Annotated in this window: 13 protein-coding genes and 1 tRNA gene; 6 read left to right on the plus strand and 8 right to left on the minus strand. The window is 46.2% G+C overall.

The annotated features are described in order from the left end of the window. Positions 1–13 precede the first annotated feature (13 nt). The 5 genes from ACHZCY_RS11930 to ACHZCY_RS11950 form a co-directional block, all read right to left on the minus strand. Complete coding sequence (locus ACHZCY_RS11930) at positions 14–973, minus strand: metal ABC transporter solute-binding protein, Zn/Mn family (protein WP_319549042.1); 960 nt, start codon at positions 971–973, stop codon at positions 14–16. 957 nt (positions 974–1,930) lie between these two features. Beyond that, complete coding sequence (locus tag ACHZCY_RS11935; protein ID WP_319549043.1) at positions 1,931–2,395, minus strand: YbaK/EbsC family protein; 465 nt, start codon at positions 2,393–2,395, stop codon at positions 1,931–1,933. A gap of 219 nt (positions 2,396–2,614) precedes the next feature. Continuing rightward, positions 2,615–4,984 (minus strand): hypothetical protein, encoded by a 2,370-nt coding sequence (locus tag ACHZCY_RS11940; protein WP_319549044.1) that lies wholly within the window; start codon positions 4,982–4,984, stop codon positions 2,615–2,617. 509 nt (positions 4,985–5,493) lie between these two features. Continuing rightward, a complete protein-coding gene (locus ACHZCY_RS11945; RefSeq protein ID WP_319549045.1) occupies positions 5,494–6,702 on the minus strand; it encodes an ATP-binding protein in 1,209 nt (402 codons plus the stop codon). Positions 6,703–6,727: 25 nt separating this feature from the next. Further along, positions 6,728–7,096: a response regulator transcription factor gene (locus tag ACHZCY_RS11950; protein ID WP_205224168.1), complete on the minus strand. Its 369-nt coding sequence runs from the start codon at positions 7,094–7,096 to the stop codon at positions 6,728–6,730. Between the two features lie 1,273 nt (positions 7,097–8,369). On the opposite strand from ACHZCY_RS11950, the gene ACHZCY_RS11955 reads away from it, so the two are divergent. Both ACHZCY_RS11955 and ACHZCY_RS11960 read left to right on the plus strand, forming a co-directional pair. Continuing rightward, positions 8,370–10,028: an ABC transporter substrate-binding protein gene (locus ACHZCY_RS11955; protein ID WP_319549046.1), complete on the plus strand. Its 1,659-nt coding sequence runs from the start codon at positions 8,370–8,372 to the stop codon at positions 10,026–10,028. Between the two features lie 113 nt (positions 10,029–10,141). Further along, positions 10,142–11,980 carry an ATP-binding protein gene (locus tag ACHZCY_RS11960; RefSeq protein ID WP_394713398.1) on the plus strand — a complete coding sequence of 613 codons (1,839 nt, stop codon included), beginning with the start codon at positions 10,142–10,144 and terminating at the stop codon, positions 11,978–11,980. 32 nt (positions 11,981–12,012) lie between these two features. Here the strand turns inward: ACHZCY_RS11960 and ACHZCY_RS11965 are convergent, their stop codons facing one another. The 3 genes from ACHZCY_RS11965 to ACHZCY_RS11975 form a co-directional block, all read right to left on the minus strand. Beyond that, positions 12,013–13,410: a sigma-54-dependent transcriptional regulator gene (locus ACHZCY_RS11965; protein ID WP_205224170.1), complete on the minus strand. Its 1,398-nt coding sequence runs from the start codon at positions 13,408–13,410 to the stop codon at positions 12,013–12,015. Positions 13,411–14,008: 598 nt separating this feature from the next. After that, positions 14,009–14,085 (minus strand) — tRNA-Arg (locus ACHZCY_RS11970). 99 nt (positions 14,086–14,184) lie between these two features. After that, positions 14,185–16,506, minus strand: coding sequence for an Rne/Rng family ribonuclease (locus tag ACHZCY_RS11975; RefSeq protein ID WP_319549048.1), 2,322 nt, complete (start codon positions 16,504–16,506; stop codon positions 14,185–14,187). A gap of 1,209 nt (positions 16,507–17,715) precedes the next feature. Here ACHZCY_RS11975 and ACHZCY_RS11980 point away from each other — a divergent pair. The 4 genes from ACHZCY_RS11980 (at position 17,716) to ACHZCY_RS11995 (ending at position 23,400) form a co-directional block, all read left to right on the plus strand. Further along, positions 17,716–20,070, plus strand: coding sequence for an LPS-assembly protein LptD (locus ACHZCY_RS11980; RefSeq protein WP_205221746.1), 2,355 nt, complete (start codon positions 17,716–17,718; stop codon positions 20,068–20,070). Positions 20,071–20,099: 29 nt separating this feature from the next. Continuing rightward, entirely contained in the window at positions 20,100–21,056 is a 957-nt protein-coding gene (locus ACHZCY_RS11985; protein ID WP_205221745.1) for an acetyltransferase, read from the plus strand. 361 nt (positions 21,057–21,417) lie between these two features. Next, positions 21,418–22,590 carry a murein transglycosylase A gene (gene mltA / locus ACHZCY_RS11990; protein ID WP_319549049.1) on the plus strand — a complete coding sequence of 391 codons (1,173 nt, stop codon included), beginning with the start codon at positions 21,418–21,420 and terminating at the stop codon, positions 22,588–22,590. Positions 22,591–22,596: 6 nt separating this feature from the next. Then, the gene (locus ACHZCY_RS11995; RefSeq protein ID WP_319549050.1) at positions 22,597–23,400 is read left to right on the plus strand and encodes an SAM hydrolase/SAM-dependent halogenase family protein; all 804 of its coding nucleotides are present in this window, start codon (positions 22,597–22,599) and stop codon (positions 23,398–23,400) included. The last annotated feature ends 19 nt before the right edge of the window (positions 23,401–23,419 follow it).

Here is a 23,419-nt window from a genome sequence, read left to right on the forward strand (position 1 = left end):
AAACCCATTTATCTTATTTCAGTGCGGCCTGGAATTTAGCTGCGACCTGACGTAGATTGGCCATCCAGTTTTCAGCTAAAGGATTGGCAAAAACTACTTGGCCGCCAATCTCTTGAGCAACGACTTGAGCATCTTTGACTGAAAACTGGGGTTGCACAAAGATTATATTTATCCCACTTTCCCTTGCATGCTGGATCAATTCCTTCAACTGGGCGGGTTTAGGACTCTTGCCTTCAATCTCGACGGGAACCTGTTGTAGCCCATAGTCATGGGCAAAATATCCCCAGGTCGGATGAAATACAAGAAACTGCAACCCAGACTTTCCAGCAAACATTTTTTTCAGATCAGTATCCAATTGATCAATCTGCGCTGTAAACTCCTGGAAGTTGGCTGCATAAGCTCTCTTGTGCGCCGGATCAGCCTCCTGCAATGCTGCCAAAATAGCATGAGCCTGTATTTTTACCAGTGATGGAGAGAGCCAGATATGTGGATCTTGCCCAGCGGGTTGTGGCTCTTCATGATGCTCTTTTTCCCCATGATTTTTATCCTTTTCGTGATCATGATCGATGTCATGATGTTCTTCTTTGTATTGTGCCTCTGTGTGGCTGTCATGGTGGTGGGTTTCCATAGCCAGCTTTTCGATACCATGATCTGTGTGGATTACCTTGAGCTTGGGATTTGTTGCAACGAGTTTGTCCAAATGAGCCTTTTCAAACTCAACTCCTATGCCGAAATATAATTTTGCCTTGGAAATGGCTACCATCTGCTGCGGCTTTGGTTCATACGTATGTGGACTCGCTCCAGGTTCAACCATAACCTGAACATCAACTAAATCCTTGCCAATTTGTTGCACAAAATATTTTTGTGGTACAATGCTGACAAATACCGGGAGTTTGCCGGATGCAAGGCAAGTCAGCGGCACCACGCATGTCATAACTAAGCAAAGTAAAGAACAACGAATAGAGTGATACATTTTCTTCTCCTTCAAAATTAAGTTAACTCTGCAAGCTATTGCATGTGCAACTTAATTGCACTCATGGTAACTACAAATTATACCTTTTTTTAAAGGTAAGCTAAGTAGATAATGGGTCCAGGTATTCAAATATGATGATGCAAATATATTGCATTGCTGCGGAAGGCACAATAGATTTATCACCTAAATCCTGCAATTGGAAATTTCGGAGTCTACGCTACCTGCCGAAGATGTGAGGCACCGGAGGCGCAGACGTATAAAAATACTTCAAGCCTTCGGTAACGTAGCAGATTTGGTGAAATTGCCGATCCCGAAGGGCGTTGAAGGTGAGAAAAAATAGGTTCACTCAAACAGTGAATAGAACTTCAAATCAATTGTCTGCTCAATATGTTGTTTTTTAAAGTGGAATTTATTTTTTCTAACTTTCGACGTGCAGGATTTAGGTATCATTACATGTATAAAAGCTGCTGGGAATACAAGCCTAAATTGATTGCTGGAGAAGGGAAACCGTTAATTTGGAAAGAACACTTCACCATATAAGTGGATATGGCTGCCGTTTGATAGTAGTACATAACGATGGTGGACTCGTAAAAAGTCCATCACACACTAAAGATGGCTAACCCGGATTTCTCATCAGTGAAGTTTTTCGCAGATCGAGGCGCAGGACACGCAGCTGTAGTAAGCTACTGCAAATGGCCTGCAACAAAGAGTCTGCGGAAAAATCCGCTGACCCGGAGGGTGAGTTTTTTGATTATCGACGAAAAAACAGTCTGTTTTTTACCTCTACCGTATTTTCTGTAAATATCAAAAACTTAAGTCGAAAAGCAAAAAACTCATGAGAAATTCGGGCTAAGTACAAAAGTTCGATATACAAGGCGCAGTGTTTGCCCGTTTTTGCTCGCCATAGCTTCTTGGCGATTTTTTCAAAGTCGATTTTTTATGGCCGTAGCTTTGCAATCAGGTCACCTGAACTTTCACGCCACCGGTAATCTGCTGGAGGTAATCAGGACTCAGGGGGATGCCGGTGGAATCTGTACCCGCCGCTGGATAGATGGTGTCGTATTCATCAAGGGATATGTCGAGTAAAATAGCTACAGGGCTGTCTTCCAAGCCGAAGGGACAGACCCCGCCAGGAAGAAAGCCTGTCGCTTCTTGGGTCTCCTCGGCACTTGCCATCCGGTGTTTTGCCCCGGTTGCACGTTTAAGTGCGCCACTGTTAATTTTCTTATCTCCTGCAGCCACCACCAGTCGGTAGCTGTTATCCTTTCCTTTGAACAAAATAGATTTTGCTATCTGACCAACAGGGACCCCTATTCTTTGAGCTGCTGTTTCTGCTGTTGGCGTTGATCCCGGCTCAAATTCGAGGGCGGAGAGACTGTGATTTTCTAAAAACCTTTGTACTTTTGCAGGGATATTGCTCATTTTTAACACTAAGTTATTATTATACATATTTTATACGACCAGAGTCGAATTACCAAAGCTGGAAAAGTAACGCAACCTAACTTTCCAAAAAAATTGTTGCTCCATGTGTACAACCTCCCCGCAGGCCGCGTTGCAGATAGACCTCTGCTGTCAATACAACAAAAAAACTCCCAACAGCCGGGCTACCGGGAAACTTTGTTGGCGAAAAGGTTCGGGTTATTATTTCAGCTCAGCCGGTTTCAGATTCTGTTCCGCCATGAACTTGATCATCTTGTTCATCGCTTCCAGATGCTCTTTTGAATCGATGGTGCCTTCGGTGGATACCTTTTCCCACAGTTCCGCTTCACTCATATTCTGGTGGCAGCCCATACAGGTGCCGGCCCTGAGGAAGTTATCAAGCTCTTGCTTGTTGAATGCCCGGGACTTGGGCCAGTGTGTACCTACCGTGGCCAACTGGACACCCTCGCGGGTGACAATCTGTGACCAGTCAAAGTTCAGCTTGGGAATGGCCGGAATCTGTACGCTGTGCTTGGCTGGTATGATCTCTCGGGTAGTAGCGTCCATAAGATCCATTACCACGCTTTCGTCCTGACGGAGTCCAAAGGTACCATTGCCTAAACCAAGTCCGGCAACTTTAGGATTGGTATGGCAGGATTCGCAGGTCCTGGCTTGACGCTGAGCCGTATGGGGCTGTACCGGAGCCATATCAATGGCAAGTGGTACATGCTTCTGGCCAAGCTGCCGGGCCTCTGTCGGGCTCTGGGCGATTTCATTGTTGAGCAGGGTTTCACCCTTATCGTTTATAATAGTGTAGGTCACCTGACAACCGGGCATAAGTGGGGAGACACGGCCTTCGCCGCTGATGCCGAGGACCGGATCTTCCCAACGCAGGTAGGAGCCGGTCTCTACTATTTTTCCCGGAGACGTGATGCCGCCAGATCCAAGGATTGATTCTGCGGTCTGCCCGTTTGGTTTTCGGTCGTTTCCAGAGGCTACCCAATCAATACCAGTGACAGGCGTTCCATCTTTGGGTTTGTAGTTGACCTGTACATGGCAGCCATAACACTGCGGCGCCCAGGAGGCATGGCAAGAGTAGCATTCCAGGTTGGTCATATGCTTGTAAACAGCGTACATGGCCACTTCTGCAGATGGGTCTTTCCACTTTTTCTCATCCTTGAGTACCTTCAGTACTGGAACTTCAAAGTCATTGCCCGTGGCTGAATGGACAATAACCTTGTTGCCACGCTTGATGACGTTACCAAAGGGATTGCCGCGGGAAGTGAGGACAAAACCATCTTCAGCCTCGTAGGGGTAGCCGAACTGTTTGCCGGGTACTAAGCGTTCTTTAGCCACACCACGCGGATTTTTACTTAGGTCCTTACCAAACTCATCCCCATAACCCACCGGCAGTTCCCATGGATACTTGTCGGTCAGGCCATGGCAATCGGAACATTCGATCTCCACCTGGGCAAGAGTCGTGCCGTGGATATTCCCGTCACCATGCATATCAATGGAAGTATGGCAGTCCTGACAGAGCATACCACCTTGAGGGTTGCCTTTACGGCTTGCCTGCTGGTGATGAAGATCGTCAGCGATAAAGAGGTAGCGCTTGGTGTGCAGTTTTGGTTGTTTGTTTCCTTGCTCATTGTAGGGGGAGCCATAGGGGGACTCCATCAAGCCCTGGAAGGATACACCGATTCGCTTCCCGCGGTTATGGCAGGAAGAACAAGCTTCCACCGGAATACCGCCGGTTTTTCTGGTTGCCACTATCTTATGCTTGAGCATGTGACCGGGTTTGTCCTTGGAGATGGTTTTATCGTCGCCCATATAGTACCCATCGGTTCCGTAAAGGACATGGCAGGCTGAACAGCCCATACCCCTGAAGTCGCCACGCTTCTCCCGACCGCGGACACCTATGTGACAACGTTGGCAACTCTGACGTTGGTAAGTGATAGCGGCCATCTTGGGATCAGCATTGACCTCATCCATGGTCACTTTGGGCATCTGTTCAAGGTTTTGAGGATACTGCCGGGGATAGATTGTTCTCTGGTGTTTCATGTACTGCTTGTAGGCAGGAGTACCGGACAGGGGGGTAAGACTGTCTATATCGTGGACATCGTAGTTGCCCCAGGGAACACTATAGTCCTGAACTTCTTTAAAGCCCCAAGTTGCCAGGTTGCCTTGTATTTTCCCTGCTTCGGTATTCATCAGACCCAGTGTAGAGCGATAAACATATCCTGGATGGCAGGCACCACAGGATTTTTCCGCAATCCATATGGAACCGGGATCCGGGTAGTAATCTTTCGGGCCTGGAGCAATACGCAATGTCGGCGGTACACCTTTATGGGCCTCTTCCTTTTTGGTGGCTTTGGGATTTCCACCATGACACATGACGCAGCCATCCGGGTCACCATGCTGGGAACCGGTCATTTTAAGGGTGCGCATCATTTTATGGTCGGCTGGTTTAATATCGACAATGCCTTGATGGCATTCCTGGGTCGAGCAGCCACTTGCACCATATGCAGACGTCACGCTAACCAGACACAAGCCAATGGCCGTTGACGCTAGTCCTCTCCATACCTTGAACATAGCTGACTCCTTTTTTAATGGTGAGAGCTGCGTGATATTATGCGTTAAAAACATAGGTAATACCACCTCTTTGAAAAGAGGATGAGTCACAGTTGTTGCTGCGAGCATCTATTTTTCATGAATCTGACCCCGTATCTATTGACAATGTGGGGCGGGGTAGGACTGTGTACGATCAATAATCGGCATAGCTGCCTTGAGCAGCTCACCGGTTGATGGAACATACTGGATTACATCGCCGAGCAGAGTGGGAATAAAGCCGGGAACAACGGACCCGAGCCCTTTTCCGTCCAGATGCCGGGAAGGGTCATGATACAAGATAGGATAAGAAACAAAGTTTCTGCGAAGTGACGAGAGCCGGCTCAGGCCCGCAAGGACATTCAGGCCAAGGGCACCCCTGATCTAGAGTGCAAGGAAAGAGGTGCCACGGAGCCCGAAGAGATGGCTGATATGGACGGTAGGCGTGGTTTGACAACGTGGCCGGGATGACTCTTTACCCTCCAAACTGCTTTTTAGTCTTGGTTTTGTTCGATTAGAGGCAGGAATACAGCAAAGCTTGAGCCTTTTGAAACCTCGCTGGTAACAATGATGTGTCCTCCATGGTCCTGAACAATCTGGTTGGTCAAAGCCAGTCCCAGCCCGGTTCCTCCATTTTTTCGTTTGGTTGTAAAGTAGGGATCAAAAATCTGTTGCATGTTTGCCTGGTCAATGCCATTGCCGTTATCACTCACCGTTAGGCAGAAATAATCTCCAGGGAGCAATTTCACCTGCTCGGCCTGTCCCGGCTGGTCAATTAGCGTTCGGGTTAAACTAACTTGAACGATGCCTTTTTTGCCCTTGATGGCGTCAAACGCATTCGAGCATAAATTAATCAGTATCTGGTATACCTTTGTGGCTTCCAAGGTAGTCTTTTCACTGTCAACGGAAATATCCTGGTAAAGCTCGATGCTGGGCGGCAGGGCTACTTTGATAAATTTCAATACCTTCTGCACTAAAGGTCCTAATTTGACAGGCTTGTCACTGCTTTTGCCGGCACTGCTGAATGAGAGAATCTGCGATACAAGATCGGTTGCCCGATCGGAAGCCTCTAATGCCAGGCCAAGATGGGCATGCATCTCTGTTTGAAGCGATTTGTCAAACATTGCCAACTTCAGAATACCATTGATAGTGAAGAGAATATTATTGAAATCATGAGCAATGCCACTGGCCAGATTACCCAGTGCTTCCATCTTCTGGGCTTGCTGTAACCTTTCCATCAGGTACTGGTTTTTTTTCTCCAGGTTTTGATTTAATTCAATCAGCTGATCGGCTTCACTCACGACCTGCCTGCACACACCACCGCCATTTCTCAGGGTATAATCGTCAACCGCTGTTTGAATAATCCGTTTCAGCTCCGCATCATCCCATGGTTTAAAGATAATGTTGTGCACATTTCCCTTGTTGACAGCATTCAGGATAATATTCATTTCCTGGTAAGCAGTCATGAGTATTCGGATAGTCTCCGGCCTCTGCCGTTTAATTTTCTCGAGAAAATCAATGCCACTCATTTCAGGCATGCGCTGATCTGAGACCACTACGGCAAAATCCATTTCATTGAGGAGGCTCAATGCTTCCCCTGCTGATTTACAGGTCAAACATCCATAGGGTTCATCGGCGAAGCTCCACTCCAGAGCATCGAGCACTGCGGAATCATCGTCAATGAACAGTATATTATTTTGCATGGTTATCCGATTCTCTTACCTGGACTTAGTGCAGCACAACAGCCGCGATATCTTCAACTTCGTTTACATCAAGAGGCTTTTGTAAGTATTTGTAAACACCGTACTGGTGAGCCAGTTCTTTGTATTCTTCTTGTGGTAATGCCGTTACGACTACGATGATGGTGGATAAATTCCTCTCAGCTATATTTTTTAATAGTTCCAATCCGTTCATTCGAGGCATTTTTAAATCCAGGAACATGAGGTAAGGCTGATACCGATCCAGATACTGTAATGCATCAACTCCGTTGTTCACCATATACAGAGGATAGTTATCGCCCAGCATGGCATCAAACGAATCCAAAATCCCCTGGTCATCGTCTACGATGAAAATCGAATCTTTTTTTATTGCTTCCATTTCGTACTCCATCTCATAGCTGTGATTGCTTTGAGGGGCAAAGGTATAACTCTGTCCTTCATCAGCATAGATAGTGTTTTGCGCTATATTGAGACTAGCAATTCTTATGCCAGCGAAGTCGTCAGCATGGCAAGCAAATAGGTCGGATTTTTTAACTGAATAGACTTAGGGCCTTATTCTATTTTTCGAACACCTTTTTTGCTGTTCATTGCACTCACACATTCCCTTAAATTCAGCTTTACCCCCGCAAGCGCCTGATAAATTAGTGTGCATTCACTGCACATAATAATGTGCATAGAACATTATCATGTGCAGTGGGTGTTTTGTCTTTATTTCAATGTGTTATGCAAATGGCTATGCCTTGCCTCACACTACTATGTGCTATTAGCCCAAATTTTTTAAATTTTTCTCCATGCTGATTAATCACCTTTTTTCAGCATGTTAACCTATTTGAGAAGGGCGGCCTCAATTGGCACAGGCATTGCTAAATTTAAATGCAAACGCGTTAAATCCCAATTGTCAGTTCGAGTGGGAATAATTGATAATATTGGCAAAAACATAACAGGAGGAAGTGAGAATGAAAAAGGTAATGATCCAGCTTTTTATCGTCAGCGTCGTGGTTAGCGGTTATGTATTACCAGTTTTAGCAGCAGGTGGAGCTGGATTCTAAGTGGAGATAGAAGTTTCTCTTTATAATTGTTGAATCATCGTGATTCCTTCTTGGGGTAACCATAGAATAAGGTTTGTCTTCGCCATATGGGCCCTTTGGTGCAAACTGCCAGGCAAACCTCGCACTTTCAGGAATGCCAAGGAACGTGCGATGGTTCAGTAATAGTATTCTCTTCTTGGAGTAGGTGATGAGGTGAGATAAATGGTAGTAACTTTCAGGCCACTTTGCATGAGGGGCTCTTCACAACACTGCTTCTCTATCCTGTAGAGTTGCTGTAAACGCTGTAAATCCGATCCCTTTTGGGGATTGTGTCACACATTTTGGTGTAAGTACATCACCCTCATATGCGCCGGAAAAGCATGCCAGGGCATGGGAGCACGGAGTGGCTGCCCCTCTGGTTGCTTCTTTTAGGGTAGACCTCTATAGTTGTCAAAATATAATATGCCAGATGGATAAAAAACACGAATCCTATGATTTGTGTTTTTTTTTTGAGTAGCTTGAATCCAGGAGACTGCTTTTTACCATCAATCACATAAAGCTGTTACAATAGCATTTCTTATGTGATACTCTAGGTCATTATTTATGATAAAGGGAGGAATTTGAATGGGTTCGTACCGATTACTTAGGCTGATATTCATCTGCGTCGGCGTCTCTTTTATGTGCCTTACCAGTTCGTGTGAGCAGTCGCCTGAAAAAGCCGAAACGATCAAGAAGACTAATCAAGGCCTAAAGCAGGCAACAAAGGGCGGCATCTACCATGCCCCTTTATTAAATAACCCCGCAACACTTGACCCTGCTTATGTACAGGATCAATATGGTGCAGCGGTAGTTCAGCAACTTTTTGACGGCCTGGTTCGCTTCGACCCCTATCTTCTTGTACTGCCAGCCCTGGCTGAAACCTGGCAGGTCCAAGAAAACGGTAAGAGCTATAGATTTACTCTTCAAAAAAATGCCCGTTTCCATAATGGTACTATGGTGACAGCTAGAGATGTGGTCTTTTCCCTCAGCCGTCTCTTGCGGGTTTCCCCGACCCCTGCTATCCTGCCCCAGCTGCTCAAAATAGACGGGGCGCAAGCATATCGCGACCATGATACTGATGTGGTAGCTGGATTACAGGCAATCGATGAGCACGTCGTGTTAATACGATTGGAAGAACCTCATGCTCCATTTCTTACCGCATTAGGGATGTACCAGGCCAAGATTGTGCCCAAAGCAGAGGTGCTCCGATTAGGAGAGGAGTTTGGTCGAAAACCGGTGGGTAGTGGGCCCTTTCGATTTGTCTCATGGGAGCAGAATAAGCGTATTCAGTTAGAGCATTTTGCAGACTATTTTGCCGGGGAAGCCCTGCTGGATCAGGCGGAATACAGGATTTATCCGGGGGGAGAGATTAATCAGGTATTAACTGATTTTCGAAACGGAGAACTCGATGAGATGCTTGTTTTAGGCAATATTCGAGAGGCGTTGTCTGCGCAAAAAGGTCTTCAGTGGTTCCACCGTCCAGCCCTGAGTCTAATGTTTTACGGTTTGAAGGTAGATCATCCCAATTTGAACAATCCCGAATTTCGCAGGAAACTTTCCGCAGCCATTGATCGTGAGAAACTACTGCGTGAGGTTTACAGTGGTCAGTTTGAACCGGCAGACAGAATTCTGCCACCCGGCATGCCAGGTGTGAGCCAGGAGGAAAAACCGCAACCGCCAGCAGCTAATGTAACAGGGCCAAAGGAGAGTAACAGCTCGTCGGGAGGGGGAAAAGGTGGTGTTCTTTCCCTTGAGATTGTTTCCGGTTCGAAATCTGCCTTTGCACAGGCTGAATTGAGTTTTGTTCGTCAAGCGTGGGCTGAGTTGGGGGTCGATTTAGCAATACAATACATTACTGACTGGTCAGAGTTCGAGGTGTATATCAATTCAGATCAGGTACAGATTTATCGCTATGCCTGGTTTGCAGATATGCCGGATCCGGACAGCTTTTTCTATCCGTTGTTCGCAACCAGCTCTACAGTCAACTTTATGGGATTCAAGGATGAAAAGGTAAATAGCTTGATTTTATCTGCCCGGGGAAAAAGCGATCCCGCTGAACGCGCAGAAATGTACCGTGAAATCGAAGCGCTGATAATGGAATCTATGCCTGTCATTCCTTTAATTTATCCAAGTGTTGATCGGGTCTATAAATCTTATGTGCAAGGTGCTCAACCAAGTGCATTAGGAGCTCATTACATGCCTCTGCATCGTGTCTGGATACAGAAGGGTATGCAAACTCAGTAGCTTTATGGCGGGGCTGTTCTATTGTTATGCAAAATTGGCCACTTCAGCTACGACTGTTCCGCAAACCCCGCTTCATTCCCCTCAGGTATCGAGTTGTCTTGGCAAATGCCTGCATGCTTATCTTGCTGCTTGGCGTTCTCATTCTCACACTGGCATGGTTTCAGAATAACAGCATTCGCCAACAGCTTGAGCAGCGAGGAAAAGCTATTGCACAAAGTCTTGTTGCCACCTCAACCAAGGCACTGCTCACCTACGATTATATAACTCTTGAACAGTTCGCCAACCAAGCAGCTCAAGACCCTAACATTCTCTATGTTGTTGTGCATGACAAAGAGAATCGGGTAGCTGGTTTTAGTAACCGGCCGGATCTTCAGGGGAAAAAATTAACCGATAAAATCAGCCATGGCGCAGTCTCAGCCACCTCTCCACTGGTGCAAAGGTTTGATACGGAATCCGGTTCACAGCCAGGGCTGGATGTGGCCCTACCGGTTTTTTTGCCGGATTCGATGAGCCGTTGGGGAACGATTCGGGTCGGGTTGTCCCTGACGTCTATGTATCGGCAAATACAGCAGACGATCTGGATCATTTTAGGAATAGGCATCGTCGCATTAATCACCGGAACCGTAATTTCTTTTTTGGGGGCCCAGCGAGTCACCCGGTCTCTGGGAGAACTGGTGTGGGCTACTATGGATATGGCCAAGGGAAACTTCACCCATACGATAGGAATAAAAACCGGTGATGAAGTTGAAGTGTTGGCAGCTAATTTTGCCGTAATGACCAAAGAAATTGTGGCCCATCAGGAAAGACAGGAGGAACAGCTTAAAGAGATCCAACGACTCCAGGACTACACCGAAAAACTGATGATCACCATGGCCGATGGGCTCATGTCTGTGGATATGAAGGGGACCGTTGTAACCATTAATCCTGCGGCAAGAACTCTCTTGGGGCTTTCTCCCATTAATGGAATAGAGGGAAAAAATATTGCCGCCATCCTTGGCGAGTCCTCCCAGCTGGTTTTGCTGGTGCAGGAAATCATTCATCAGCCGGCCCCGGTTTCTCACCGGGAGATTGAAATCAGAAAGGACGCAGAAGTCCAGACAATCCTCCTCGGTTCCAGCATACTCCATGGTGCCAAAGGAAACCGTCTCGAGATCATACTGAATCTTCATGACATCACCGAGCTTAAGAAATTGGAAGCGCGTATTCGTCAGTCAGAGCGATTGGCCGGTTTGGGTACATTAGCTGCCGGTATGGCCCATGAAATCAGAAATCCACTCTCGGCCATCAAGACATTTGTCCAATTGCTTCCCCGCAAGATTGATAAGCCCGGCTTTCTTGAAAAATTCAACCGTACGGTCCCTAGGGAAACAGAGCGAATTAATGTACTGGTAGAGGAGCTTCTGGAATTATCCCGAATTCCCAGGTATGAATTCGCCACAACCGATATCAACGGATTGTTGAGACAATCTGTTGATGCAGTAGAAGAAGATTTACAACGGTCTAATGTTGAATACCATCAGGATCTACAAGATAACCTGCCGCTGATACAGGCCGATTCCAATCAACTGATTAAAGCATTTAACAATTTGATTCGGAATGCCATCCAGGCCATGCCCGACGGTGGTCGATTGACAACCAGAATCTTTTACGAAGAATTTGCTGATGATGGAAAACAGCCGATTACACAAACAAACGGCAGGATCATTATCATTTTCCAGGATACCGGCCAAGGCATATCCCCGAAGGAACTGCAGCAGATTTTCAATCCATTTTTCACCACCAAAGACAGCGGTACCGGCTTGGGACTGCCAATAACACATAAAGTGATTACCGAACATGGGGGCCGGATTGATGTGGAAAGCAAAAAGGGGCAAGGCACCAAATTCACCATCCAGTTGCCTATAGATGAAAAAATTTCTGTCCTGACACCATCCAGTCCAGGACTGTTGTAAATATTGTCAGGCTGCATAAAAGCCCCCTTTCTTCAGTCGCGGTTACGGATATTTAAGGACTTCATTTTCTGAATAAGGGTATTTCTATGTATTTTCAGCAACCGCGCAGCTTCGGTCTGGTTCCAGTTACATTTTCGAAGAGCCTGCATTATATAGCTGAACTCAAAAGAGTTGCGGGCTTGAAGTAGTCCGATATTGCTGCCTTCAGGCCCTGGCAAATTTTGAACGGTCTTTTCGTGAAAAAGGACGTCAGAGGGAAGATCTCCTTGATCTATCTTTGTATTGTTGGTTCCCAGCACCACCATGCGCTCAATCAGATTTTCCAGCTCGCGTATATTTCCCGGCCAGGGATACGTTTCCAAAACCGCCATCGCCTCAGGTGTTATCGCTTTGATATTTTTATTCAATTTCCGGTTAAATTTTCCCAGAAAGTAATGTGCCAAAAGAGGGACATCTCCCTCGCGATGCCGTAATGGAGGTACATTAATCGGAATCACATTCAACCGGAAAAAAAGATCTTCGCGAAATTTTCCTTCACGGACCATGTCTTCCAGCCTGGTATTGGTGGCCGCAATGATGCGCACATCCACTTTTATTACTTTGTGTCCACCAACACGCGTAAATTCCCGCTCCTGCAACACTCGCAACAGCTGGGCCTGAAATTCACTTTTCAGCGAAGAAATTTCATCCAGCAACAAGGTGCCGCCATTGGCAAATTCAAACTTGCCCGGGGTACGGTGGTGAGCACCGGTAAATGCGCCTTTTTCATGACCGAACAATTCACTCTCAATCAACTCTGAGGGGATAGAGGCACAGTTCAAGGCCACAAAGGATTTTTGAGCGCGCTCGCTGGCACTATGGATTGCCCTGGCAATCAATTCTTTACCTGTTCCGCTTTCACCGGTAACCAGCACGCTGCTGGAAGTGCTTGCCACCTTATTAATGGTGAAAAAAATATCCTCCATCTGCCTGGATTGACTTATGATTTGTGCATGTTTAGAGTGCTGCGCCATTTCGGAGCGGAGAAAGGAAACCTCTTGCTCGAGATATCGTTTCTGGAGGGCTCGGTCAACTCTGGTCAGGATGGTTTCCGGGTCAAAAGGTTTGGTAATATAATCGTAAGCACCTTTTTGAATGGCTGCCGTCGCTTCCAAGGCCCGATCGATGGCCGATACAATGATCACATCAATGGACTTGTCGTAGATTTTAATCTGCTCAAGGGTTTCAATTCCGCCCATTTTGGGCATCGACATGTCGAGCAGCACAAGATCGAATTCCTCTTTTTGTATGGTATTTAAGGCCTCGTGCCCGTTTTCGACACAGACCACCAGAAAATCATCTTCAAGAATAGCTTCAAGGGATTCCCGTGCACCTGCCTCATCATCGACAACAAGCAGCCTCGCTTTTTTGGGTAAATCTATCACTGTCATGAAAGTATCACGCAAGATGTCAGGTAAAGTATACAGTTGAGATCAACTGACCAGAGACCATGCCAATATATACAGGCATACGTATCATGAGTATACCTGCTGGGCATTGGATATACTAGCCATTTACTGTCGGCTATGCCAAAACAGCAGAGCAAACAAAATCTTTTTGTCCATTCTTTTGGGGACGGCTTGTAGTACCATTTCAAGGACCTGGTCGCTCTAGTGATGCGTTAGCTACTAATCTGTAGCTTCTATGAGGTAAGGTTAACTGCTGGTATGCAGAGGCTGGGGTGAGCTTTTGTCCTGCAAACTAGACTCGGCGACTCTCGGGGAAAATCTCAGACTTAATTAACCATACGATATGTGAAGTCAGATCGCATGGTTTGGACTTATGCAGACAATCTCCCTTTTTTGTGAGACCAGTACCTTCACAAATTTTCTCGAAAAGGTGTTCTAACCAAGCTTGGCTTTTAGGGGAGTGGAATGAAACTAGAGTGGAAACATTCTTTTTTGGATGCAAAGGCTGGACAAGAATACAACAGATTGCCTGTAACAAAACAAGGGGTTAAGCCAAAATGACTTAACCCCTTGGGATTACTGGCGCGCCAGGGAAGATTCGAACTCCCGACCTACGGATTCGTAGTCCGGCACTCTATCCAGCTGAGCTACTGGCGCATAAGTGAAGGAGGATATACCCTGGTTTTGGATGAGGTGCAAGTTTTTTCTTTAGTGAGCATGCCTTTTTGTCTTTTATAGAAAAGAATATCGGCCATGTTAGTTTTCGTTGTCGACATTTTGTTTATTTTTGACAAAATCTATTTGGTTGTCGTTGGGTCGCATCTCAACAATAGGTAAAATGTCGATGAGTGCACTATGTTTGAGTTCCAACTCACAGAGTTCGTTTCTCTTTTTATTGAGCAGGTACTGGGCAACTTCCAGCGGCAGTCTACATTCCACTTTATCGACTTTTTTGCGGCTGATGCCTGTTTGTATCCTTCTTAAATAGTATAATGCCTGCGTCTCTACCGAACGAACTACTCCTCGGCCCTGACAATGGGGGCAGGTTTTATAACTTGCCTTCTCAACAGGTGCGCCCATTTTTTGACGCGATATCTGCATAAGGCCGAATCTGGATATTTTGCTGGTATCCACCTTGGCCTTGTCACGCTTCATGCTGGTTCTGACCTGTTTCTCAACCTCACGGATATGTTTCTTATTTCGCATATCAATGAAATCGACCACGATAAGGCCGCCAAGGTCGCGCAGCCGAAGTTGGCGTGCCAACTCCGCAGCTGCCTCCATATTGGCGAGAAAGATGGTTTCTTCGAAATCGGCATTTTTGGAAGTACGACCCGAATTGACGTCAATGGCAACCAGCGCTTCAGTAGGATCAATGACAATGGATCCGCCGGATGGCAACGCAACCTGCGGTTTGAAAATAGATTCAATCTGTTCTTCGATGTTTAACTGATTGAATATGGGCTTGGCCCCACGGTGCATTTTTATTTTTACATCTTTCTGCTTGACCGGGAGCAGTTTGACGAAATTGGTAACACGTTCGTACGACTGATCAGTATCGACTGTAATTTCTGTAATTGCAGGGCTGAAGTGATCGCGGAGGAAACGGGTAACCGTGTCTTCGTCTTCATAGATTAATGCAGGGGCATTTTTTGTCTGTCCTCGGCGTTTGATATCTTCCCATTGCAGCAGTAGGAAACGGAGGTCTTTTTGCAACCCTATTTTGGTAATATCGACACTCGCAGTTCGGATGATATAGCCAACCCCCTCCGGTATCGTGAAACTACTCATTATTTGCCGCAGGTTGGAGCGTCGCTCCTCACCGGTTATTTTACGGGAGATACCTGCGCTGTCACTGCCGGGCATGAGAACCAGAAAACGACCTGGAAGTGACAAGTACGTGGTTATATTGGCTCCTTTATTACCCGTCACCTCTTTAACTACCTGGACAAGAACTTCCTGACCTTTTTTGACAACATCCTCAATTTTCAGTTTTTTCCACTGATGTTGGGCAATAAGCCTGCGATTTTGCTCGCTCACATCCTGCCTGAAATATTCAGGATGAATTTCACTGAAGGGAAGAAATCCGTTTCGGCCTGTTCCTATATCCACAAAAGCGACTTGGAGATTGGGCTCAATGGAAACGATGGTTCCCTTGTAGATATTGTTTTTTGTTCGCTCACGGGAAACGGTTGTTACATGATAGGACTCAAGGCGACCTTCTTCAATAAGCGCAATCCGACACTCTTCAGGCTCTTCGGCATTGATGAGCAGTTTCGCGGAAACAGTAGGCTCTGGCGGGATACTTTGCTCTTTTTCTACTCTTTTTTCCTTTCTGCCCCTTCCCTGTTTGCTACGGCTTGGTTTACGGGGGCTGGTTTTTTCAGCTTTTTCCTCTAGGGCAACCGATAGTTCTGTTTCAGTGGTTATGACATCAAACTCTAAGATATCGCTATCATCAGCGATGGGATCTTTTGTTTGGTCATTCTTTTTTTCTGCCTTTAGAGTTTGGTCGGCAGAACTCAGCTGGGTAATTGTTGTGCCGGGATCAACACTCTGCTTGTCTTCAGCAATGGGGTCTTTCGTTTCTTGTTGGCTGTTTTCTTCTTCTATAGTTGGTGAAATGGATGTCAGCTCGGTGATACTGATATCGGAATCAGCTACCTTATTGTCAACAACAGCTTGTTTTTTTGTTTCTTCTACGTTTTTTTCCGCCTCTATTGCTGGTGGAGGAGAAGGCTGTTCGCTGGTTTGCACACCGGAATCGGTTGTCTCAATACTATCGGCGCTACGTTCTTTTGTTGCCTCTGCTTTGGTTGCTGTTTCTATAGCCGGTGCGGCAGGAGCAGGGGTGAATATGTCCGGCTCAGCATTATCTGGAACCGTAAATGCTTCTTGTTGCTCTCCTTCCTGCTCTACCGGTAGTGAGAGGGGAGCTGGAGGGGAGGATGGAACTTTTTTTTCCGGAGTGGTTTTTTTCCGGGGGGTGGCGCTGACGCTTTTCCACCATGCCCCGGTGGTAGCTTTTCTGATAGTGGGTTTGGGTTCTTGAGGGGTTTTATTTTCGTCGTCTGTCATTCTTGATCCTGGGCTTGATTTAACAAGCAACATTTCCCTGGATACGTTGTGTCATTTCGAAGTAAAGTGTTCTTTTACCATGGAAAGTATCCACAGATACTTAACTGCTCGTAATGGTCAGGGCAAGGAATACACTTTGTCTTGGAAAAAGTATGTTGGTGACGTGGTGACCAACAGTGCTTTCTGTAAATAATTGTTTTTCCGATTAAGGTGTGTTCAGGTGCACTTTCCCTGGCGAGTAGTTCAGGAAGTTGCTCAATTTTTAGGGACCTTTTTTCACAAAGGCCTCATTTAAATCGGCGCATATGTATCGTCGCCGTTTTTGTCATCCTTACAATTTCTTCAGAACCATTACCACTAGCCGGCTATGGTTCCGAAGTTGTGTCTGTTTTTTTGATTACAGCTTAGTTCAATGCCGGTTTAGGCCACTTTGCAGTTATCAATGTTTCCCTGGCAAAAGGAGGTATGCGTTCTCTCTCCTCATCCCTGGATATGCATTAAGAGATGTCGTTTTGAGTGACCTCTTGCGCTTTTCCTTCGAAAAAGTCTATGTTTGTCGTAGTGTGAGGGAAGGAAAGGCGCATTTATTTAATCAATGATGGAGAAGAACGCTTAAGTTTACAAAAAAAACAGTTCTTTCCAGTGTATTCTTTTTCCGTATTGTGCCCCAATAGCGGTATTCTGCCAATATGTATTTACTGGATCATGCCTATTATGCATGAAAAGGGGTCGTTGGGCAGGAGACGGAGGAAGAGCCTGTGCAATTCTGCAAGTAATAGAGGGCAAGCAACACTGCGTAGGTCATCGTGAAAGTATTGTGCATAAAGGACGCGCTCACAGTATATTGCCTGGAACTGCGCCGATACCCGTCAGGAGCCTTGTTACTCTTTTTTAAAGGTATTTTTTTCACCCCCCTGGTGAATTAGATAAACCCCGAAGGCTCTCCTCTTCCAACCAGCCGTTTCTTAAACTAAATTCAATGGCTGTGCAAGGCAAATCTATGACTTTTAACTTGACACAATTTGGCCGTACGCGTACATTCGAACAGATTTCCATGCTATCTTTTTGCCTAATTTGAGCACTGGGCGCGTCTTGCAATATTTCGTTATAAAATGAATCGGGAGTCATATTTTCTGTTGCACCTTGGGGTGTGAACAAGTCGTTGTTCTAGCTTTTAATTCTCAATTTAACGCCTAGGAGTAGATCGAGGTGAAACAATTCACTTTTCAGTCCCCGATCATCAGCCTTTTTTTCATTCTTATTCTTCCATGTAGTCAATTGCCTGCGATTGGTCATGCAGAATCGGTTGATGCCCAAGAATGGGAGATAACTGCAGATAAATTAACCCGTTATGAAGATCCACCAAGTGTGATCGCCGAAGGTAACGTGGTGCTTGAAAAAAAGGAATCAGTTACCCGCAAGAAAAAGGAAAAAGATAAAAGTGACTGGAGTGATCTTTTAGGTAAGAGTGCTGACGAAAAAGCCCCCGTTGATGGCGATCAGGACACTCCTGATAAAGAAGATGCTGATAAAGACGTGACCACAACCAAGGTGCTGACCACTATAAAGGCAGACTGGATGGTCTATGATGCCGATCTTGGTCGGGTTAAGGCTCGCGGGAATCTGCTCATAGATGTTGGACCGGATCAATTAAGTGCCGAATCAGGGGTGGTAGACCTGGAAGATGAAACCGGTACTTTTGAAAACGCTACTGTCCTGCGCCAGTATAAAGACATGCACCTTGAGGGACGAGTGGTTGAAAAGACCGGCGACTTGACCTACCACATAGAAGACGGATGGATCATCACCTGTAAGCTCAAAGATGGCGAAACCCCACCGTGGAGTTTTGCCGCTGCTGATGCGGAAATCACTGATGGTGGGTATGCTTTTTTAAAGCATGCTACTTTCAGGGTCAAAGGTGTACCCATACTATATACGCCCTACATGATATTGCCGGCCAAACGTAAACGACAGACAGGCTTTCTGTTCCCTTCTATTTCTACTTCTGACCGGGATGGCTTTGGTGTTGAACTGCCGTTTTTTATAAATCTGTCCCCCAACAGTGATATCACCCTTTATCCTCAATATTTGGCTGAAAGGGGAATGATGCTTGGTGGCGAATTTCGCTATGTTGTAGATCAGAACGATAAAGGCGCATTGATGGCCAACTACCTGTCTGATGATTTAAGCGATCCGTCGCAGACAGAATATTATGAAGAGACTGGGTATACGCACACCAATAAAGATCGTTATTGGATACGAGGAAAGGCTGACCAGGACATTGGTCTGTGGACTACCCGTTTAGATTTGGACATTGTCTCTGATGAAGATTATTTAACAGAGTTTAATACCGGTATGACCGGCTTCACAACCACCCAAAATCGATTTCTTGATGTTTTTGGTCGTGGTTTTCAGAATAAAACATCACTCTATCGAGAAAATTCTTTAGAGATCCTTCGTTCCTTTGACAATGGATCTTCATTGCAGGGTGAATTTCTGGCAATTGATGATTTGGGCGATAGTAGTCCGTCGCGATTGTGGAAACTCCCTTCACTGTCTTATACCGGACTTTTATCTGTGTATGATAACAGCGGGATCGATTTTTCCTGGGATGCTGATTATGTCAACTATTATCGTGAAGAAGGGGTCGGAGCCCATCGATTTGATGTCCACCCAAAGCTGAACATGGCTGTTCCGCTTAGTCGTTATCTGGAGACAACCGTTAATGTCGGGGTAAGAGATACCTTCTATGCCGTACAATTAGGGGGGGATGAGAGTGATGAAGACATCAACCCTGATGGGTTTGCAGATGGAGATACTGAGAATCGATTACTTTTCGATGCAGGTGCTGAGATTGGGACAACCATGATTGGTGATTTCAATGTTGATATAGGCAATGTTTATGCCTGGAGTCATACCTTTCGCCCCTATGTGTCCTATGACTATGTTTCAGACGATGACCAGGATGACCTCCCCTATCTGGATAGTGTAGACAGTATAGCTGATCAAAATATCATCTATTACGGGATCAATAACTTCTTTGATATTTATGGGGACCGTGATGGAAGTAAATATGACCGTGACTATGGATATTTTAAAATCTATCAGGGATATGATTTTACCAGCGACGAGACAGATACGCCGTTGACCGCCATCAATCTTGAGATGGGGTATTATCCGTGGGAGGAGGTACGGCTCAAATATAAGTCAGAGATCGGCGTTTACGGGGAAGGTGCATATGCCCATACCGTTGAAGTGGATCTGAAAAGCAACCGGGGGGATTATCTGTCAGCTGACTATAAGTACGATGATACTGAAGATACTAATTCCATCAGTCTTGATGCCTGGGTGGTTCTGCCGTACAACTTTGCAGTGGGCTATGGAATTGAACGCTCCATCGAGGACGAATCGACCATTGAGGAGAACTTTCGCCTCCTCTATCAACCGGCATGCTGGTCTGTTGAATTTTTAACTAACCGTGCGGACGGTGATCAGACCTATATGCTCATGTTTAGGCTGGCAAACATCGGTAATCCTTTAGGGCTTGATCTGCCTGGGTTTTAAATGATCCCTTTTGTTTTTCTTCTCAGTTTATGAAATATATTGATGTCTTTAACGGCGATGCAGATGGTATTTGCGCTTTGCATCAACTTAGACTTGCCACGCCTCAGCCGCAAGCGCGACTTATTACAGGCGTGAAGCGAGATGTGCTTCTCCTGCAGCAGATTCTTACTGTGGAAAATGCTCAGGTGACGGTGTTGGACATCTCCTTTGATAGAAACAGAAATGCAGTAGAACGGCTTCTTCAACAAAATAATCAGATAACGTATATAGATCATCACTTCAGTGGCGACCTGCCATTCTCTCCTCAGCTTACAACACATATTGACCCCCACCCCGAGACCTGCACCTCCCTTATTGCGGATTCCCTTCTGCAAGGTAGGTTTGCATTATGGGCCATTGCCGGTGCCTTTGGTGATAATCTTGATGAAGTGGCACAGGAAAAGGCCACTCAACTGCGTTTGAGTGAGCAACAGGTGACCCAGTTGCGCGAAATTGGCCATCTGCTGAATTATAACGGCTACGGCATTACTCTTGAGGATCTACATATTCCACCAGCCGAGCTTTTTCTTGAGGTTCATGCCTACCGCGATCCATTTGATTTTTACCGGCAGTCTACTACCTTGGCCTCATTGCAAGAAGGGTATGCCCAGGATATGGAATATGCACAAAATTTAGGGCCACTGCAGGACGCTCAGACAGGAAGAGTCTACCAGCTGCCCAATGCTGCCTGGGCCCGACGAATTGTGGGCGTCTTTTCCAATCAGCTTGCTCGACAGGCACCGGAAAAGGCACATGCAACCCTGCTTGTCAACGATGACGGCAGTTATCGGGTAAGTGTCCGAGCGCCTCTTGTCAACCGGACAGGTGCGGACACACTCTGCCGTCTCTTTCCCACAGGTGGTGGAAGAGCCGCCGCAGCTGGGATTAATAGCCTGCCAGAGGACCAGATGGATCATTTTCTTTCCGTTTTTATTCAGCATTTTTGAAACAGCATGTTTGTTGAGGGAGGCGAATTGCAAACAATAAAGAGCACCCCTTGAGAATCCGTCAGGACAAGAGTTGTCGCAACCTGGGGTAAATGGACATGGTGGACACCGGTGCTTTTCTGTTTCCCCGTTGCTGTTGCTTTTTCTTACAAGATAAAACTGTTGCTATGCAGCAGGGCCTTTCTCCTTTTCCGTCGGACTGCTGTTCCATTGCCGGAAAGCAAAATCCTTTATGCTATCATCGTATTAGAACTTCACCTATTTCTATCAACATGCGGTAAGATGCTTTTTTTTGATGACATGAGTGAGTTGGAAAATTTAACCGCCACGATATGGTGTGACCGCATTTATTAAGGCAATAATGAAACCGACTGTATCTTTTGTACTCATTTTTTTGCTTCTTTTTTTGCTCCCTTTTGGATGTGGCCAAAAGCCACTCTCTGAGATTAGCAAATCTGATTACCCCTTTTTTACAGATGACCTTGCCTATCAAGACCTTGATGCTGCTCTTACAAAAAGTCTTGTTTATCTGCGACGCCTTCCCCCTTCAGCTGTTTATACCATCGATAACAGGAGATGTACGGCTGCAGATATCACCCGTGCAGTAGAGTTTTTTCAAAAAATTTTAACTGACAAGCCATCTCCAACAAGATTGAATGAGCTGATAGCTCGTCATTTCAACGTGTATCAAGCAAGGGGCATCGCTGGATTTAATCCCGATCGATCCATGCTCGTAACTGGTTATTATCAACCATTATTTCCCGGTAGTCTCAAGCGCACACCAGTCTTTGCCTATCCCTTGTACAAGGTGCCGGCAGATCTGGTAATACGGCATGTCGAGCAAGGCCGGAAAAAGCAAACTGTCGGCAGGATGGACCAGGACCACTTTGTACCGTATTGGACAAGGGGGGAAATAGAACGTGACAACCTGCTCAAAGGGCAAGAACTGATTTGGCTCAAAAATCCCCTTGATGCCTTTGTCCTTCATATTCAAGGCTCAGGATTGATCTCCCTTCCAGACGGTTCCATACGCGGAGTACATTACGCCATGCGAAATGGCAGGCCTTACAGCAGTATTGGTAAATATATGGTTGAAAGTGGCATGCTGACGTTGGAAGAGGCCGGTCTTGACTCGATTCGCTCCTACATCGACAAAAATCCGGAACAGCGCGATTTGATCCTGCACCACAATGAATCTTTTATTTTTTTTGATTGGGGAAATACCCAAGGGGCGGTTGGCAGTATCGGGCAGGTTTTGACTCCAGGTCGGTCAATTGCTGCAGATAAAACCTGCTTTCCGCCCGGCGCATTGGTCTTTCTTCAATCCAGAAAACCAGTGGTTCGTGACCAGCATATCGTGCAGTGGAATGATTTGCAGCGGTTTGTCACTATTCAGGACTCCGGTTCTGCTATTCGTGGACCTGGAAGAGTTGATTTGTTTTGGGGGAGCGGTGCAGAGGCAGGGTTGGCTGCAGGAAGGATGAAAGAAGATGGTGCGCTATATGTACTGTTGCTCAAAGACGAAGAGGGCTGATAATTAATGGAACCATCAGGGATTGTTACGCTCATAACTGACTTTGGCATTAGTGATCCTTATGTGGGACAGCTCAAAGGTGCATTACTCAAGCGATGGCAAGGAGCAAAAATTATTGATATCACCCATGCCATTGGCCGGCATGATATTCAAGGGGCAGCATTGACACTGTTCACCTGTTACCATCATTTTCCAGTGGGTACCGTTCATCTGACAGTGGTTGATCCGGGTGTTGGCAGTCACCGGGCCATTCTTGTCGCACGGAGCAACGATTATTATTTTATTGCACCGGACAATGGGGTGTTTTCAGCATTAATCGAAAAAGGGGCGCTTCATGATATCAGGCAGTTAACCGCAAGTGATGCTGAGAGTAGTGCAACATTTCATGGACGTGATATCATGGCTCCACTGGCAGCAGATCTTGCTAAGGGAGAGCCGTTTATTACTGCAGGTGAGGCAGTTCATCCAGCAGATTGTGTTCGCTTACCTTGTCTGAAGGTGCAGCGGACAGATGACCAAGTGATCGGAGAGGTGGTCCGAATTGATCATTTTGGTAATATTCGTCTGTCGATTCGCTATGCGGATCTGCAGGGGTGGGCTGACCCTCCCGACACTATACTGGTCCAACTTGGGGGAGAACAGATAGGTCCCCTGCTCAGGACCTATTCTGATTGTAACCCCGGTAGTCTCTGTGTGGTTATCGATAGTGACGGATTTTTGGAAGTGGCCGCCAACCGTGGCAATGCTGCCCAAAAATTGCGGTGCAAACTCCACGATGCAGTGACTGTACTTCCCCGTTTTGTCCCCTGATTTTCTTTTGTCTGTTACT

The sequence above is a fragment of the Desulfogranum marinum genome (assembly GCF_963675105.2).
In the GTDB taxonomy this organism is placed as follows: Bacteria; Desulfobacterota; Desulfobulbia; order Desulfobulbales; family Desulfobulbaceae; genus Desulfogranum; species Desulfogranum marinum.